14 protein-coding genes are annotated in these 16753 nt (G+C 68.7%); all 14 read left to right on the top strand.

Annotation, left to right across the window (positions count from 1 at the left end; translation table 11 throughout):
- Position 1 precedes the first annotated feature (1 nt).
- On the top strand, positions 2-460 hold the full coding sequence (locus tag GII31_RS13335; RefSeq protein ID WP_213243762.1) for an SAV_6107 family HEPN domain-containing protein: 459 nt from the start codon (positions 2-4) through the stop codon (positions 458-460).
- Between the two features lie 265 nt (positions 461-725).
- Positions 726-1133, top strand: a complete 408-nt coding sequence (locus GII31_RS13330; RefSeq protein ID WP_213243760.1) for a DUF3040 domain-containing protein — start codon at positions 726-728, stop codon at positions 1131-1133.
- A 411-nt stretch (positions 1134-1544) separates the two neighbouring features.
- Positions 1545-1985, top strand: coding sequence for a division/cell wall cluster transcriptional repressor MraZ (gene mraZ / locus GII31_RS13325; protein WP_213243758.1), 441 nt, complete (start codon positions 1545-1547; stop codon positions 1983-1985).
- A gap of 248 nt (positions 1986-2233) precedes the next feature.
- Complete coding sequence (gene rsmH, locus GII31_RS13320; protein ID WP_213243755.1) at positions 2234-3229, top strand: 16S rRNA (cytosine(1402)-N(4))-methyltransferase RsmH; 996 nt, start codon at positions 2234-2236, stop codon at positions 3227-3229.
- 4 nt (positions 3230-3233) lie between these two features.
- Complete coding sequence (locus tag GII31_RS13315) at positions 3234-4007, top strand: RodZ family helix-turn-helix domain-containing protein (RefSeq protein ID WP_213243753.1); 774 nt, start codon at positions 3234-3236, stop codon at positions 4005-4007.
- A 21-nt stretch (positions 4008-4028) separates the two neighbouring features.
- A complete protein-coding gene (locus tag GII31_RS13310) occupies positions 4029-6014 on the top strand; it encodes a peptidoglycan D,D-transpeptidase FtsI family protein (protein WP_213243751.1) in 1986 nt (661 codons plus the stop codon).
- 322 nt (positions 6015-6336) lie between these two features.
- Positions 6337-8013 (top strand): UDP-N-acetylmuramoyl-L-alanyl-D-glutamate--2,6-diaminopimelate ligase, encoded by a 1677-nt coding sequence (locus GII31_RS13305; RefSeq protein ID WP_213243749.1) that lies wholly within the window; start codon positions 6337-6339, stop codon positions 8011-8013.
- Entirely contained in the window at positions 8010-8537 is a 528-nt protein-coding gene (locus tag GII31_RS13300; protein ID WP_213243747.1) for a UDP-N-acetylmuramoyl-tripeptide--D-alanyl-D-alanine ligase, read from the top strand. Before GII31_RS13305 ends, GII31_RS13300 begins: the two co-directional genes overlap by 4 nt.
- A gap of 98 nt (positions 8538-8635) precedes the next feature.
- The gene (gene mraY / locus GII31_RS13295) at positions 8636-9727 is read left to right on the top strand and encodes a phospho-N-acetylmuramoyl-pentapeptide-transferase (protein ID WP_213243745.1); all 1092 of its coding nucleotides are present in this window, start codon (positions 8636-8638) and stop codon (positions 9725-9727) included.
- 13 nt (positions 9728-9740) lie between these two features.
- On the top strand, positions 9741-11288 hold the full coding sequence (gene murD / locus GII31_RS13290; protein ID WP_260839978.1) for a UDP-N-acetylmuramoyl-L-alanine--D-glutamate ligase: 1548 nt from the start codon (positions 9741-9743) through the stop codon (positions 11286-11288).
- On the top strand, positions 11285-12937 hold the full coding sequence (gene ftsW / locus GII31_RS13285; protein ID WP_213243730.1) for a putative lipid II flippase FtsW: 1653 nt from the start codon (positions 11285-11287) through the stop codon (positions 12935-12937). The genes murD and ftsW overlap by 4 nt, the downstream gene beginning before the upstream one ends.
- A gap of 147 nt (positions 12938-13084) precedes the next feature.
- Positions 13085-14239: an undecaprenyldiphospho-muramoylpentapeptide beta-N-acetylglucosaminyltransferase gene (gene murG / locus GII31_RS13280; RefSeq protein ID WP_213243728.1), complete on the top strand. Its 1155-nt coding sequence runs from the start codon at positions 13085-13087 to the stop codon at positions 14237-14239.
- Positions 14236-15807, top strand: a complete 1572-nt coding sequence (gene murC / locus GII31_RS13275) for a UDP-N-acetylmuramate--L-alanine ligase (protein WP_213243726.1) — start codon at positions 14236-14238, stop codon at positions 15805-15807. Before murG ends, murC begins: the two co-directional genes overlap by 4 nt.
- Complete coding sequence (locus GII31_RS13270) at positions 15804-16502, top strand: cell division protein FtsQ/DivIB (RefSeq protein ID WP_213243724.1); 699 nt, start codon at positions 15804-15806, stop codon at positions 16500-16502. Before murC ends, GII31_RS13270 begins: the two co-directional genes overlap by 4 nt.
- Positions 16503-16753 lie beyond the last annotated feature (251 nt).

Raw genomic sequence — 16753 nt, 5'->3', positions numbered from 1 at the left:
CATGACTGGTCGGCAGGTGGTCATCGACCCCGTGATCGTCGATCGTGCGCGAGGCATGCTCGAGCGGGCGCACGTGCTTCGCGACAACGCCGACGGCGTGCCTGACGATGCCGAACGGTTCCGGCAGTATTACCTGGCGGCTCTGCGCGCGGCGGGGGCGGCCCTGGCGGTGTACGAGCCCCGGGTGATCCCGGTCCGCTCGCGGCGCGGTTCGCGGAGTGCGTGGAAGCGGATCGGCCTGCTGATCCCGGAACTCGCCGAGTCCGCGCGGCGCATGGACGAGAGGTCATCCACGCGGATGAACATCGAAGCGGGGCTTACGCGGACCGTCCCGCCCGGCGATCTCCATGCGCTCAGGGGCGAGCTGCTCGATCTGCTCGACAGGGCCGAAAGTCTCGTTGTGGCATACGAGCAGGGCAAGCTGGCGCATCAACGGCCCGCGGGCATATATACTGCATGACAACCGTGTTACATCAGTCGGTTTCGTCCCTGCCCGTTACACTCGATCTGTGGTTCCGTCATGATCGTCGGCTCTGCCGTGATCGGCATCGGCACCGCGCGATGGGTGCGTGCTCCGGGTGTCGATGAATACGTCTGATGTACTGGTGGTCGCGGGGGCCTTCACCTCGTATCATGAACAGTAGGGCTGCGTACGCCAGGGCGCGGCAACGGTAATTCGTCCCGCGGCAGCTGTGACGGACGATCAGCAGGAGTAAGGAGGGTCGGTGCCACTCTCGGAGCACGAGCAGCGGATGCTCGAAGAGATCGAGAACGCTCTGTATGCCGAAGACCCGAAGTTCGCGTCGAGCGTCAAGAGCCGACGGCTCGGAAAGGCCGACGGACGACGTCGACTGCAAGCGTTCGCCGTTTTCGTGATCGGCCTCGTCCTGCTTGTCGGAGGCCTCGCGATCGGCCTCAAGATCGGTGGTTTCCCCATCGTCAGCCTCATCGGCTTCCTCGTCATGTTCAGTGGCGGTCTCCTCGCACTATGGGGAGGAGCTCGGCCCACTCGTGGTGCGGCAGGTGCGGCCACGGACACGAATGCCGGAGGAGCCAGGTCCGCGAGTCCGGCCAAGCGAAGTCTTTCCGATCGCATGGAAGAACGCTTCAACCGGCGGTTCGAACAGGACTAGCCTGCGCGGTGAGCGCATACATAACGTCGGCGAGAGCCGCACATCCACCGGATGTGCGGCTCTCGCCGTTCGGCGTTCCATCGAGGTCTCCCGCCCCACCCGGCATTCCCCACCCCGCCCCACTGAAACGCCCCACTTCTCCCCACCTGGCCGATAGGACGGGCAATCAAGGCGATTTCGGTGTCACTTTCAGCCCTCTAGACACATTCACCACACCTGTATCGGAATTTTCGTCATCGGCGTGTCGCTGTCGAGGGCTACATTTTGCCGCCCTGAACTGCGAGTTTCTGATCGGTGGAGGCGGAACGGGGGGTCAGCGGGGTGGAAAGTGGGGCAAAGTGGGGTACAGTGGCAGCTACCGAGCACGAGTGACCTTGTTGCCCGAACTTGGTGGGTGTGTGAGGAGGCGGCATGTCTGCGCGACTTGTCGGCACCTACACGCCAAAGATGGACGACAAGGGGCGACTGACGTTGCCGGCAAAGTTTCGCGAAGCACTGGCAGGAGGGGTGATGGTCACACGAGGCCAGGACCGCAGCCTGTCGGTGTACCGGCTGGAGGACTTCGACATCGTCGCGGACCGACTGCGGGAAGCATCGCGAAACGATCCTGAGGCCAGAGCCTTCCAGCGCTACTTCTTCGCCAGTTCCGATGAGCAACGTCCCGATGCCCAAGGGCGGATCTCGCTGTCCGCCGGTCATCGGGAGTATGCCGGCCTGGTGAAGGAATGCGTGGTGATCGGTGGTTTCGATCATCTGGAGATCTGGGATGCCCACACATGGAACAACTACCAAGGACAACACGAAGAGAACTTCTCGGCCGCAAACTCCGCGGCGCTGGATTCACTGTTGTAGTCGGCTCACCCGCACATCACGAATAGGTGTCACCGACTGGGCAGGGTCTGCCGGTGCGGTGAGGCCTCGGCCCGGAGCGACCCTGGCGTACTTCCCCAACGCCAGGTGCGTGTCCGGACCGAGACCTCTTCGCGCCGGGCCCCTCGTCGAGAACACATCACGCGGACGTTCGCGGCGCCCTGTGTCCGCGGCCTGCCCTCGACCGTGCCCACGAGATCCGATTCCGGTAAGGCCGAAGGGGGCGCCGAATGACCGATCAGCCTCCACACCCGTCCGCGGACCACGGTCACGTCCCGGTGATGGTCCAGCAGATGATCGACCTGCTGGGACCGGCGCTGCCCGTGGGTGGAGCCGGTTCGGACTCGTCACCGGTCCTTGTCGACGCGACCCTCGGCGCCGGGGGACATGCCGAACTCGCCCTGCGCACCTATCCCCACGTCACGGTGATCGGCATCGACCGCGACGAGTCGGCGCTGGCGATCGCCCGTGCCCGGCTGGCCGACTTCGGTGACCGGATCTCCTTCCACCACGCGCGATTCGACGAACTGCCCGAGGTGGTCGCGGCCGGCGGACACACCCGGATCGACGCCGCGCTGTTCGATCTGGGCGTGTCGTCGATGCAACTCGACCGACCGGACCGGGGGTTCGCCTACGCCGTCGACGCCCCGCTGGACATGCGGATGGATCCGTCCGGCACGCTCACCGCCGCCGACATCCTGAACACCTACTCCCACGGTGAACTCGCCCGCGTCCTGCACGAGTACGGCGAGGAGCGCTTCGCCGGAAAGATAGCCTCGGCGGTGCTGCGTGAGCGGGAACGCGAACCGTTCACCAACAGCGCCAGGCTCGTCGCGCTGCTGTACGAGACGATTCCCGCGGCCACCCGGCGGACGGGCGGGCATCCGGCCAAGCGGACGTTCCAGGCGTTGCGGATCGAGGTCAACAGTGAGCTCGCCGCATTGTCGGAGGCGTTGCCGGCGGCTCTGGACCTGGTGCGTGTCGGCGGCCGGGTCGCGGTGATGAGCTATCAGTCGCTCGAGGACAAGATCGTCAAGCGTGAGTTCGCCGTGCGGACGGCCTCGCGCACCCCGCCCGGGTTGCCCGTCGAATTGCCGGGCAGCGGACCGGAGTTCGCGCTCATCACGCGCGGTGCGGTCCGACCGGACGATGACGAACTGCACACCAATCCACGTTCGGCCCCGGTACGTGTCCGGGTGATCGAGCGAATCGAGGAGAAGGGCTGACCCTATGACCCTCCTGCACGACAAGGCGACCAGAACCCGGGGTGCGGCCACGGCGGCGACCACGACGACCGGCCGCAGGGCAGGCCGGACGGCCGGTGGTGAGCGGGCGAGCAGGTCGGCACTGGCACAGCGTGCGATCGACCGTCGCAGCCGCCGGATCGCCCGCGGTGGCGATGCGGCGGCCTCGCGCACCGGCCGCGTCCGTCGCATCCCCTTCGTGGTTCCGATCGTGATCGTGCTGGTCGCGGGACTGGGGCTGAGTCTGTGGCTGTCGACCAAGGCGGCGCAGGACTCCTATCGCCTCGGCGTGGCGCGCAACGAGAATCAGAGCCTGTCCGATCGGGTGGATACCCTCAAGCAGACCTTCGAATCCGGAGATTCGGCGACGGCGCTCTCGGACAAGGCCGGCAAGCTCGGGATGATCCCGTCGGACAATCCGCCGCGGATGATCGTCGAGGGCAACGGAACGCGCCGGGTGGTGGGGCAGCTGTCGCCCGCGCAGGGGCGGTCGCTGCCGTCCATCAACGACACCGCCAAGACCGAGGACCCCCTCGACAAGATCGACAAGACCAAGGTCGACGACTCGAACGGACTGGACGGCAACGACAACCCGTCCGCATCGTCACAGACCCCGGCGGCCGATACCAACTCCTCCGGTGCACAGTCGAATTCGCCGTCCACCCGGACGCCGGAGACGTCGGGCACCACCCTCGCGCCCAACGTTCTGCCGACGGCTGTGAGCAACCCGCCGGGCGGAAATTCGGGGCAGTCGGGGTAAACCGATGGACAATTGCCAACCATGACACGAACCACCTCTGATCGGTCGGGTAGCCGATCGGCCGGCGGCTGGGGCAGTGGTTCGGCCGTGCTGTCGGGCAGGCGGGAAGCCCGGTCCGATCCCGCCGCACCCCGCGCGCGCGGCGGTGCGTCGGGCACGGGCGGACCGGCCGGGCCGCGATCGGACGACGATTCCACGGGCACAGGAGGATTCGCCTTCCGCGCCAAGATCGCCGGAGCCGCCATCATCCTCGCGGTGATCGTGGTGGCCGTGCGGATGGTGTTCGTGCATGTCATCGATGCCGGATCGTTGTCGGCCGAGGCCGCCCAGCAGCGTGAATACACTCAGGTCCTGTCGGCCAAGCGCGGGGCCATCCTCGATCGCAACGGCCGACCGATCGCCTACACCGACGAGGCCCGGTCGCTGACGTTCCTGCCCAACGCGGTCCGCAAGAGCATCGCCGACGCACATGCCAAGGATTCGACCGCGCCCGAGGTGAAGACGCGGCTGGCCGAGATCGCCAAGGGCGTGTCCTCGGCCCTGGGCGGATCGATCAGCGAGGCCGATCTGTTGGCAAAGCTCAACAGCACCAATGACTTCGAGTACCTGGCCAGGTCGGTGAGTTCGGAGGTCAGTGCCCGTATCACCGAGGAGTTCCCCGAGGTGGGCGCCGACCCGCAGCAGATCCGCCTGTACCCCGGTGGCTCGCTGGCCGCCAACATCGTCGGCGACGTCGACTACGACGGTCAGGGCTTGCTCGGCCTGGAGGCATCCATGGAGCCGGTGCTCGGTGGCACCGACGGGTCACGCACCTACGACCGGGGTTCGGACGGCGCGGTGATCCCGGGCAGCACTCGCAACGCGCACCCGGCTATCGACGGCAAGACCGTGCGGCTCACCATCGACTCCGATGTGCAGTGGTACGTGCAGACGGCGGTGGCACAGGCCAAGGATGCCTCCGGCGCCAAGAACGCCTCGGCGGTGGTCCTCGACGCGCGCACCGGTGAGGTGCTGGCAATGGCCAACGACAGCACCTTCAACGCCTCCGAACCGCTGTCCGAACAGGAGAACGCCAACCTCGGCAACCCGTCGGTCACCTCGCCGTTCGAGCCCGGATCGGTGGGCAAGCTGGTGACCGCGGCGGCGGCCATCGAATACGGGCTGACCACGCCCGACCAGGTGCACCGGGTTCCCGGTTCCATTCAGCTGGCCGGTGTCACGGTCAACGACGCCTGGGCGCACGGACCCGAGCCGTACACCACCACCGGAATCTTCGGGAAGTCGTCGAACGTCGGCACCCTGATGCTGGCCAAACAGGTCGGTGAGAAGCGTTTCGCCGACCTGCTCGCCAAATTCGGCCTCGGCACCCGGACCGATGTGGGGCTGCCGGGCGAGAGCGCCGGCACCGTACCCGCCCTGAGCCAGTGGTCCGGCGGCTCGTTCGCCAACCTGCCGATCGGTCAGGGCCTGTCGATGACGCTGCTGCAGATGACGGCGATGTATCAGGCCATCGCCAACGACGGCCTCCGCATCCCGCCGCGGATCATCATCGACGAGGGCACCGGCGCGCACAATTCGTCCGGCGCCGACGACACCCATCCGCGGGGTGTGCGGGTGGTGAGCCCGGCGACCGCCAAGACGGTCCGGAACATGTTCCGCGCGGTCGTCCAGGACGATCCGATGGGCGTGCAGGTGGGCACCGGCACCAAGGCCGCAGTTCCCGGCTACCAGGTCTCGGGCAAGACCGGAACCGCGCAGCAGGTCAATCCCGATTGTGGCTGCTACTCCAACGACTCCTACAACATCACCTTCGCCGGCATCGCGCCCGCCGACAACCCGCGGTACGTCATCGGGATCATGCTCGACAACCCCAAGCGCAGTTCTGACGGGTCCGGCGGACAGTCGGCGGCACCGCTGTTCGCCGGCATCGCCTCGTGGATGCTGCAACGCGACAGGGTGCCGCTGTCCGCGCATCCGGCGCCGCGACTGGTGCTGCGGGCGGACTAGGGACACGCACTCTGCCCGGCCGCGCATCCGGGAACTGTCAGCGAGAATGCGCCCCGCCGGTGGGGGTGCGGATGGGAGCCGTGGGGTGTCGGTATCGTGAGTTGTCCGTCGGCGGCGGAACGGCGGTTCACCGCACACCACGGGCGCTCGTCGGCGATCCCCGGCATGTGCGGGCCCGACGCCCGGCCGGGTGCCGCGAAACGTCCATCACCAGCAAGACAGCCACCAGCAAAACAGCCACCAACAGAACAGCCGACACCAACAGCGACCACCCGCCGGACCGCGAGCTCCGGTGCGGGAAAGAGTGCGGAGAGGAGATCGCATGGCCTCGAATCGCCGTCCGCGTAACCAGGGCGCCCAGGGCAAGGCCCGCTCCGGCGGACCGCGCAGGCCACGCGTCGTCGCGCCGACCGAGGTATCGGTACTGTCCGCGGCGACCGGTGCGCGACTCGACCTGATCGGCGCCGACGGCCACGACGCGCAGGTCACCGGCGTGACCCTGCGTGGCCAGGATGTTCAGCCCGGAGACCTGTTCGCGGCACTTCCCGGTGCCAACACCCACGGCGCCAGGTTCGCGGCCGCGGCAGTGGAGGCGGGTGCGACCGCCATCCTCACCGACCCGGCGGGCAGGGCCGAACTGTCCCGGACGCTGCCACCGGACGCCCGCTGCGCGGTGCTCATCCACCCGGACCCACGGCGCATCCTGGGGGCGGTCAGCGCCCGCATCTACGCCCACCCCTCGCAACGTCTGAAACTGATCGGGATCACCGGTACATCGGGCAAGACCACCACGGCCTACATGGTGGAGGCAGCCCTGCTGGCCGCCGGCCGATCGGTGGGGTTGATCGGTACCGTCGGGACCCGGATCAACGGTGTGGCCGTGCCCAGTTCGCTGACCACCCCCGAGGCACCCACCCTGCAGGCGGTCCTGGCCGCGATGGTCGAGGACGGGGTCGACTCTGTGGTGATGGAGGTGTCCAGCCATGCGCTGGCGCTCGGCCGGGTCGACGGCGCACATTTCGCGATCGGCGCCTTCACCAATCTGTCGCAGGACCATCTCGACTTCCACGAGACGATGCAGGCGTACTTCGACGCGAAGGCGCGGTTGTTCGCCGCGGGCTCGCCCACACACGCGTCGCGCGCGGTGATCTGCGTCGACGACGAGTGGGGCCGGCGGATGGCCGAGGTCGCGCGCGGTGCGGCGACCGGGTCACGACCGGATCCGGTGACCGTCTCCACCACCGGCGTGGGCGCACATTGGGGTGCCGGTGCGCCGCGGGTGGCAGCCGACGGCAAACAGGTGGTGACGGTGACCGGTCCGCGCGGCGTGCGGTACGAGCTGACCGTGCCGCTGCCGGGCGGGTACAACATCGCCAACGCACTCACCGCGCTCGCCATCGCCACCGGCGCCGGTGTGGCGACCCCCGTGGCGATCGGGGGGATCGCGGAAACCCGCGTGCCGGGTCGGCTGGAGCGTGTGGAGCGGGGGCAGGGGTTTCTGGCGCTCGTCGACTACGCGCATAAGCCCGGCGCGGTCGAGGCGATGCTGGCCACCTTGCGCGCCCAAGTGAACGCCGGTGGCCGGGAGTCCGGTGTGCCCATCGGCGGCCGCGTCGCGGTGGTGCTCGGCGCCGGTGGCGACCGCGACACCGGCAAGCGTGCGTTGATGGGTGCCGCCGCGGCCCGCGGTGCCGAACTGGTGGTGATCACCGACGACAATCCGCGCAGCGAGGAGCCGGCGGCGATCCGGTCCGCGGTGATGGCCGGTGCCCGGGGGGTCCCGGCCGCCGATCGCCCCGCAGGTGCCGTCGACATCCTGGAGGTCGGTGATCGGCGCGCCGCCATCGCCACCGCCGTCGAGTGGGCCCGACCGGGCGACATCGTGGTGGTGGCCGGAAAAGGACACGAGACCGGTCAGGAGATCGACGGCGTGAAGCATCCCTTTGACGACCGGGTCGAACTCGCCGCCGCAGTCGACGCGCTGGGGGCCGCCCGATGAGCACGGTGACGATCCTGTCGGTCGACGCCCCGGCCGGCGTCGCCGAGATCAGGGAGCTGCTGCGGACCGCCGCCCAACTACGTGCCGGTGCCGTGCCGGTGGACGGGCCGGTGCGGATCTGGGCGTTGATCGGTGAGCTGGAACTGCCCGCCGATACGTCCGCACCCGATGGTCGCAGTGAGAACGAACGCGTCGTCGAGCACGATCTCGTGGGTCGGCTGGTGGTGCGTCTGGCCATCGACAAGACCCTGTGCGTCGGCGGCTCCCGATCGGTGCGCGCGCTGTACCAGGGCGCGATCATGGAGGGTTCGTGGGGCGACGAGGTACGGATCGTACCGGATGCCGCGCAGGCGCTGGAGATGACGGCAGATGAGGATGACGAGTCGTGGCGCCCCCGGGCCGGTGACATCGTGGTGGTCGCCGGACCCGCAGAACTGGTTGATGTGGTGCGGCAGTGGCCGACGGTGCTGGGATACGAGCTGGACTGGGCGGCCGGCGGTGCGTCTGGGCCCGGTGATGAGTAGATGGAGTACGACGTGACGAGCTGTGCGGGCGAGAATGACCGCCTGGGACCGATGCGGCTGCCCGGTCGGCCGGAACGACTGACGGGCGGGGAGCTGCTGTGACACAGATTCTGATCGCCGGAGGCATCGCGCTCGCGGTGTCCATCCTGTTGACGCCGGTCCTGATCCGGCTGTTCTCGCACCGCGGCTTCGGACAGGAGATCCGGGTCGAGGGCCCGCAGAGTCACCAGACCAAACGCGGCACGCCGTCGATGGGCGGGGTGGCGATCATCGCCGCCCTGTGGGCCGGATATTTCGGATCGCACCTGGTGGCGTGGGTGACCGACAGGGAAGGGCCCACCGCCTCGGGTCTGCTGGTGCTGGGTCTGGCCACGGTACTCGGTGGTGTCGGTTTCCTCGACGACATCATCAAGATCCGCAAACATCGCAACCTCGGCCTGAACAAGACGGCCAAGTCGGTCGGACAGTTCGTGGCCGCGATCCTGTTCGGCGTCCTGGTGCTGCAGTTCCGCAACGACGCCGGATACGCCCCGGCCAGCACCACGCTGTCGTACGTGCGCGACATCGACGTCATGAAGATGGGTTCGGTCGCGTTCGTGGTGTTCTGCTGGCTCGTGGTGGCGGCCTGGTCCAATGCGGTCAACTTCACCGACGGTCTTGACGGTCTCGCCGCCGGCTCGATGGCGATGGTCCTGGGATCGTACGTGCTGGTCACGTTCTGGCAGTACCGCAACGCCTGCGCGGGCGGGCCGAAGTCGACGGCGGAGATCACCTCGGGCTGCTATCAGGTGCGTGACCCGCTGGATCTGGCGGTGGTGGCGGTCGCCGGCGGCGGAGCGTGTCTGGGATTCCTGTGGTGGAACGCGGCACCGGCGAAGATCTTCATGGGCGATACGGGTTCGCTCGCGCTCGGCGGCATGCTGGCCGGGCTGTCCATCACCACCCGCACCGAACTACTGGCCGTGATCATCGGCGCGCTGTTCGTCGCCGAGATCATGTCGGTGGTCATCCAGATCGCATTCTTCCGCACCACGGGGCGCCGGGTGTTCCGGATGGCGCCGTTCCATCACCACTTCGAGCTCGGCGGCTGGGCGGAGACGACCGTGATCATCAGGTTCTGGCTGCTCACGGCCATCGCCTGCGCACTGGGCCTGTCGCTGTTCTACAGCGAGTTCGTCACGGGCGGCTGACATGTCGTCCGGAATGCGGAGGACACCGATCGTGGAGCTGACCGTCGGCGAGGTCGTCGTCGGCGGCGCGGGGGTCGCCGGCTCGTCGGCGGCCCGGCACCTGCTGGCGGCCGATGTGCCGGTGGTCGTCGCGGACACCAGGTTCGCCGACGCGCAGGATGCCGGTGTTCCGGTCGCGGCGGAGCTGCGGGCGGCGGGTGCCCGGTGCGTCGGGATCGATGAACTGCTCGCCGACCCGGGGTGGACCGACCGCACCGGTCTGGTGGTCGTCTCGCCGGGTTTCGCGCCGACGCATCAGCTGGTCGTGGCCGCCGCCGCGGCCGGCGTACCGGTGTGGGGTGAGGTGGAACTGGCCTGGCGGATCGATCGGGCCGGCTGGTTCGGCACGCCGCGCACCTGGCTGGTGGTGACCGGTACCAACGGCAAGACCACCACCACCTCGATGCTGGAATCCATCGTCTCGGCGGACGGCCGGGTGGCCGCGGCCTGCGGGAACATCGGTCTGCCGGTGCTGGACGCGTTGGCCGCCGAACCCCGCGCCGAGGTGCTCTGCGCCGAATTATCGTCCTTTCAGCTGCACTGGGCGCCGTCGATCGTGCCGGATGCCGGTGTGGTCCTCAACGTCGCCGAGGACCATCTCGACTGGCACGGCTCATTCGGCGCCTATCGGGACGCCAAGGCGACCGCCCTGCACGGGCGGGTCGGCGTCGTCGGCCTCGACGACGCGGTGGCGTCGGGGATCGAGACCGGAACCGCCACCCGCCGCGTCGGCTTCACGCTGGCGGCACCCGATGCCGGACAACTCGGCGTCGACGACGGGGTACTCGTCGATCGGGCGTTCGGGGCGGGCCGGCTGATCCCGGCGGCACAGGTGCGCCCGGCGGGCCCGTCCGGCTGCTCGGATGCCCTGGCCGCCGCGGCACTGGCATTGGCGGTGGGCGTCGCGCCGTTGTCGGTGACGGCCGGACTGACCGACTTCACCCCGGCCGCACATCGCGGCGAGGTCGTCGAGACCATCGACGGAATCGATTTCGTCGATGATTCGAAGGCCACCAACCCGCATGCGGCGCGGGCGGCGATCGCCGCCCACGACCGGGTGGTGCTCATCGCGGGTGGACTGCTCAAGGGTGCCTCGGTCGATGATCTGTTCGTCGAGATGCGTGATCGGCTCGCCGGGGCGGTGGCGATCGGCACGGATCGGGACGTCATCATCGACTCGATTGCACGACACGCCCCAGATGTCCCAGCTGTCACAGTGTTCACAGGTGACGATGGTGCGGTGAATGTGCAGCGATTCGTCGCCGGAGTCCCGGTTGCCGAGAACCCCGGTCCCGCCGGGGCTGAGTCCCCGGCCGATCTGGTGATGCGGCACGCGGTGCGCCAGGCGTGGCGTCTGGCGGTCGAGGCGAACAGCGCTCCGGGCTCAGAACCGGTCGAGGCGGTCCTGCTCGCCCCTGCCGCGGCCTCGCTCGACATGTTCGCCGGCTACGGCCGTCGCGGCGATTCGTTCGCCGTCGCGGCCCGAGGGCTGCGGGGTACGGACGTATCGGCGTCGCGATGACGTCCGCGTCGTCGGCGCAGCGGGGTGTCCGCGCACAGGTCACCTCGGTGACCATCGCGGTACGGGAGGTTGTCGGCAGCCTGTTGAGCCGGCCGCTGGCCTCGTACCATCTCGTGCTGGCACTGGCCGGAACGCTCACCACGATCGGCCTGGTGATGGTCCTGTCCGCATCCTCGGTGGAGGGCTACTCCAAGGAAGGGTCGGCGTACGGGCTGTTCACCACCCAGCTGGTGTTCGCGCTCATGGGTGTGGTGGTGTTCTACCTCACCCTGTGGATGCCGGTGCGCATGTTCCGCAGGCTGGCCGCGGTGATGATCACCGTGACCACAGTGCTGCTGGTGCTGGTACTGATCCCGGGCATCGGCATCGAGAGCTACGGTGCGCGCCGGTGGTTCACCGTGGCGGGGCTGTCGGTGCAGCCGTCCGAGTTGGTCAAGGTCGCGCTCTGCGTGTGGGGCGCGCATGTGCTGGCCGCCCGCCGCAAGGAGAACGCGGGCCTGAAGGAACTGCTGATTCCGCTGCTGCCGATGGCAGTGCTGATCTGCGTCCTGATCATGCTCGAACCCAACCTGAGCACCACCATCACCATCGCCATCATCGTCGCGGCACTGCTGTGGTTCTCCGGGCTGTCGCTGGCCGCGTTCGGGTCGTTCGCCGTGATCGGTGCCGCGCTGGCGGTGCTGCTGTCCCTCGTCGCCGGCTACCGGTCCCAGCGCGTCATGAGCTTTCTCGGGCATATCGACGATCCGCAGGGTGCCGGCTACCAGTCCAGGCAGGCCGGGTACGCGCTGGCCAACGGTGGGGTCTTCGGTGAGGGCCTGGGTCAGAGCCGGGCCAAATGGAACTACCTGCCCAACGCGCACAACGACTTCATCTTCGCGATCATCGGCGAGGAGCTGGGATTGCTCGGCGGGCTGATGGTGGTCGGGCTGTTCGGGCTGTTCGCCTATGTCGGATTCCGCATCGCGTCGAGATCGGTCGACCCGTTCCTGCGGCTGTTGACCTCCACCATCACGGTGCTCATCGTCGCCCAGGCATTCATCAACATCGGGTATGTGATCGGGATCCTGCCGGTCACCGGTATCCAGTTGCCGTTGGTGTCGGCGGGCGGTACGTCGGCGCTCACCGTGCTGGCGATGCTGGGGCTGATGGCGAACGCCGCCCGCCACGAACCCGACGCGGTCGCCGCGCTGGCCGTAGGCAGGCGCACCGGACGCACCCGCTGGGCGCGGTTGCCCGCACCGGTGCCGTACCGGGCGGCGCGGGTTCCCACCCAGCGCGGGAAATCGCAGCGCACCCAGGACACCCACAGACGCGAGGGCGGACAGGTTCCGTCGGCACCGGCCAACCGTCCGTCCGCCGCACGTGGCGGCTGGTCGTTGGGCCGGGGCGGGACACCCCGGTCGGCCGAGCGCACCACCGGCACCCGCGGCGCGGCAACGCGCCGGGCGCGGGGGGCGACGGGCCGGGCGCGGGGGGCGACGGGCCGGATGAATGTGGGCACCGGCACAGATGGCGCGAGCGGATGGGAGCGGACCGCGCGGCTGCGGATCGACTACCGTACGGGGTACAGCGCCAACCTCCGGGCAGACCCGGCCCCACGCACACAAGGCCGGGAGCGCCGGGGCGGTGGACGCTACTCCGCGTGACCGGTCTCACCGGGCAGGCACCACAGCAACCGGAAATGGAGCGGTAGTTCAGTGACGAGTTCGGGAACGGGTCCGACCGGATCAGGATCGATCGGCCCGAGCGAGCGAAGCGACGGGGGAATGTCGAGCGAGCGAAGCGACGGGGGAATGTCGAGCGAGCGAAGCGACGGGGGAATGCCGCGCGAGCGAAGCGACGGCGCCGGCGGGTTGTCGGTGGTCGTGGCCGGCGGCGGCACCGCCGGCCATATCGAACCCGCGCTCGCGGTGGCCGACGCCGTTCGCCGACTCGATCCGTCTGCCACGATCACCGCGCTGGGCACCACCCGTGGTCTGGAGACCACCCTGGTACCCGAGCGGGGGTACACGCTGAAACTGATTCCGCCGGTGCCGTTGCCGCGTAAGCTGAACAAGGACCTGATCGGGCTGCCGGTGCGGTTGGTGCGTTCGGTGGCGGCGACCCGGGCGGTGCTCAAGGAGGTCCGCGCCGATGTCGTGATCGGATTCGGCGGCTATGTGTCGTTGCCCGCTTATCTGGCCGCGCGCATGTATGTGCGATCCGGCCGGCGGATTCCCATCGTCATCCATGAGGCCAACGCCAGCGCCGGAGTGGCCAACAAGGTCGGCGCGCGGTTCGCCGACAAGGTGTTGGCCGCGGTGCCCGATTCGGGACTCGACGCGCAGGTCGTGGGTATGCCGGTGCGCGGTGCGCTCGTCGAACTCGACCGTGCGGCGCTGCGTGCGCAGGCCCGGCACTATTTCGGGCTGGACGATGTGCCGACGCTGTTGGTCTTCGGTGGCTCGCAGGGTGCCCAACGGATCAATGACGCGGTGGCCGGTGCCGCAGAGGCGCTCGGTGCCGCCGGGATCGGGGTGCTGCACGCCTACGGGCCCAAGAACTCGATCGAGCCGAAGTCCCCGGACGGCGCCCCGCCGTATCGCGGTGTGGGGTATCTCAAGCGTATGGATCTGGCCTATGCGGCGGCAGATCTGGTGATCTGCCGGTCCGGGGCGATGACGGTGGCGGAGGTTTCGGCCACCGGTCTGCCCGCCGTCTATGTGCCGTTGCCACACGGGAACGGCGAGCAGCGGCTCAACGCTGTCCCGGTGGTCGAGGCCGGTGGCGGGGTGCTGGTCGATGATGCCGACATGACCGTCGAGTGGGTGGCCGAGCACGTTCCGGCGATGATGGCCGACAGCGGTGCGCTGGCGGCGATGTCGGCGGCGGCGTCGGCGACGGGTTCGCGCGACGCCGCGGAGGCCGTGGCCACGGCGGCGCTGGAGCTGGCACGGGGCAGGCGATGACCGGCGGGGAGTCCGGCGGCGTCCACCGGGACCGGCCGCTGCCCGTCGGATTGCGGCGTGTGCACATGGTCGGTATCGGCGGGGCGGGCATGTCGGGTCTGGCGCGCATCCTGCTGGCCCGCGGCGGCCAGGTGTCGGGGTCCGACGCGAAGAACAGCCGCGCCATCCTGGGGCTGCGCACCCGGGGTGCGCGGGTGCAGATCGGGCACGATCAGTCGGCGCTCGATCAGCTTCCGGGCGGACCGACGGCGGTCGTCACCACGTACGCGGCCATCCCCAAGACCAATCCCGAGCTCGTCGCGGCCCGTTCGCGGGGCATCCCGGTGTTGCTGCGGCCGGTGGTGCTGGCCGAGTTGATGGCCGGTTTCCGCACGCTGCTGATCGCCGGCACCCACGGCAAGACCTCCACCACATCGATGTCGGTGGTCGCTCTGCAGCACTGTGGGCTCGATCCGTCGTTCGCGGTGGGCGGTGAGCTGAACGAGTCGGGCACCAACGCCCACCACGGCACCGGCGATGTGTTCGTCGCCGAGGCGGACGAGAGCGACGGTTCGTTGCTCGAATACCGGCCCGACGTGGTGGTGGTGACCAATATCGAGGCCGATCATCTCGATCATTTCGGCACCCGCGAGGCGTACGTCGAGATCTTCGACCGGTTCACCGAATGTATCGCCGACGGGGGCACTCTCATCGTCTGTCTGGATGATCCGGGGGCGGCGGCATTGGGCGGACGGTGTGCGCGAACGTTGCGTGCGCGCGGCGTCGAGGTCGTCGGATACGGCGAGGGCACCTATGCCGAGTCGGCGGCCGAGGTGCCCAATGTGGCTGTTCTGGAGGAGTACACGCCACGTGTCTCGGGGGGAGCGGCACGGGTGCGGTTCGCGGAGACGATTGCCGGAGATGAGCGGCGGACACTGCCACTGTCGGTGACGCTTCCGGGAAAGCATATGGCGCTCAACGGAATCGGTGCGGTTCTGGGCTGTGTCCTGGTCGGCGGCGGCCTCGGGGCGGTACTGGCGGGCATCGCCGCGTTCGGCGGTGTGCACCGGCGGTTCGAGGTGCGCGGGATTGTTGACGACGTGGCCGTGGTCGACGACTATGCCCACCATCCCACGGAGGTGCGTGCGGTGTTGACGGCGGCGCGTGACGTGGTGGCCGCCGCGGCTGAGGCGGCGGCCCGCGATCGCGGGCCGGGTGCCCGCCCGCCCGGCCGTGTCCTGGCGGTCTTCCAACCGCATCTGTATTCGCGGACGGTTGATTTCGCGCATGAGTTCGCCGCCGCTCTCGATCTGGCCGACGAGGTGTTCGTGGCCGACGTCTACGGTGCGCGTGAGGCACCGCAGCCGGGTGTCAGCGGTGCGACGATCAGTGATCTGCTCAGTGTTCCGGGCCGGTTCGTCGCCGACCTGTCGGCCTTGCCTGAGTTGGTGGCGCAGCGGGCGCGTCCGGGTGACATTGTGTTGACGATCGGCGCCGGGGACATCACGATGCAGGGTCCGGAGATCCTGGCCGCGTTGGCCGACCGGCCGGACGGGTCACGGACGCAGGTGGGGGAGCCGGCGGGATGATCGGCCGCACGGCGCTGCGCCGGCGGGGACTGATTTGGACGGTGCTCGCCGTCGTGGTGGTTGTCGGTGGCGCGGTGGTCGCCTACTACACGCCGCTCATGTCGGTGCGCAGCACCGAGGTTCTCGACAACCGGGTAGTCTCCGAGAGTGAGATTCTCGCGGTCGCCGATGTCACGCAGGGGACGCCGCTGTTGCGGGTGGACACCGCGGCGGTGGCGCGGCGGGTCGCGGCGATCGAATCCATCGAGTCGGCGCGGGTGCAGCGTTCGTATCCGTCGACGCTGACCATCTCGGTCGTCGAGCGACGACCCGTGGTCCGCATCGTCGACGGTGGGACCACGCAGATCCTGGACCGTCTCGGAGTGGCGTATCTGACATTCGGCGAGGGCACGACGATCCCCGCGGAGTTCGCGGCGCTGCCGCGGTTCACCACCGCACATCCGGGTCCCACCGACCCGACGACCAAGGCGGCGGTGTCGGTGGTGGCAGACCTGCCGGCGTATCTCACCCGGCTCCTGGTGTCGGTGGCGGCGACCTCTCCGGTCGACATCGAGCTCGCCCTCAAGGGCGAGCGCACCGTGGTCTGGGGCGACAGCGATCGGGGAGAGGAAAAGGCCAGGGCACTCAAGAACTTGTTGACACGTAAGGGAACGCTCTATAACGTATCGAGCCCTGACTTCCCGGCCTTCAAGTGACCCTGGTCTCAGGTAGCCGTGTTCGCGGTGTCCGACAAGGCGAAACGGGCACCGTTGAGGCGAATTCGTTGAGCAACTTCGCGACACGCCGCGCCGTTACTGGCTCATCGGCCGCGACGTGCCTAGCGTCGTGACCAACACGGAACTACTTGACATAACTCTAAGTCTATGGTTGAGGTTTAGGGTTTACCGGAGGGTTATCCAGATCCCGCCGTCACGGAACCTCCGTCCGCAGCTGCAGCTACAACACC

The organism is Gordonia pseudamarae (assembly GCF_025273675.1).
Lineage (GTDB): Bacteria > Actinomycetota > Actinomycetes > Mycobacteriales > Mycobacteriaceae > Gordonia > Gordonia pseudamarae.
This window is presented reverse-complemented; position numbering and strand designations above follow the sequence as displayed.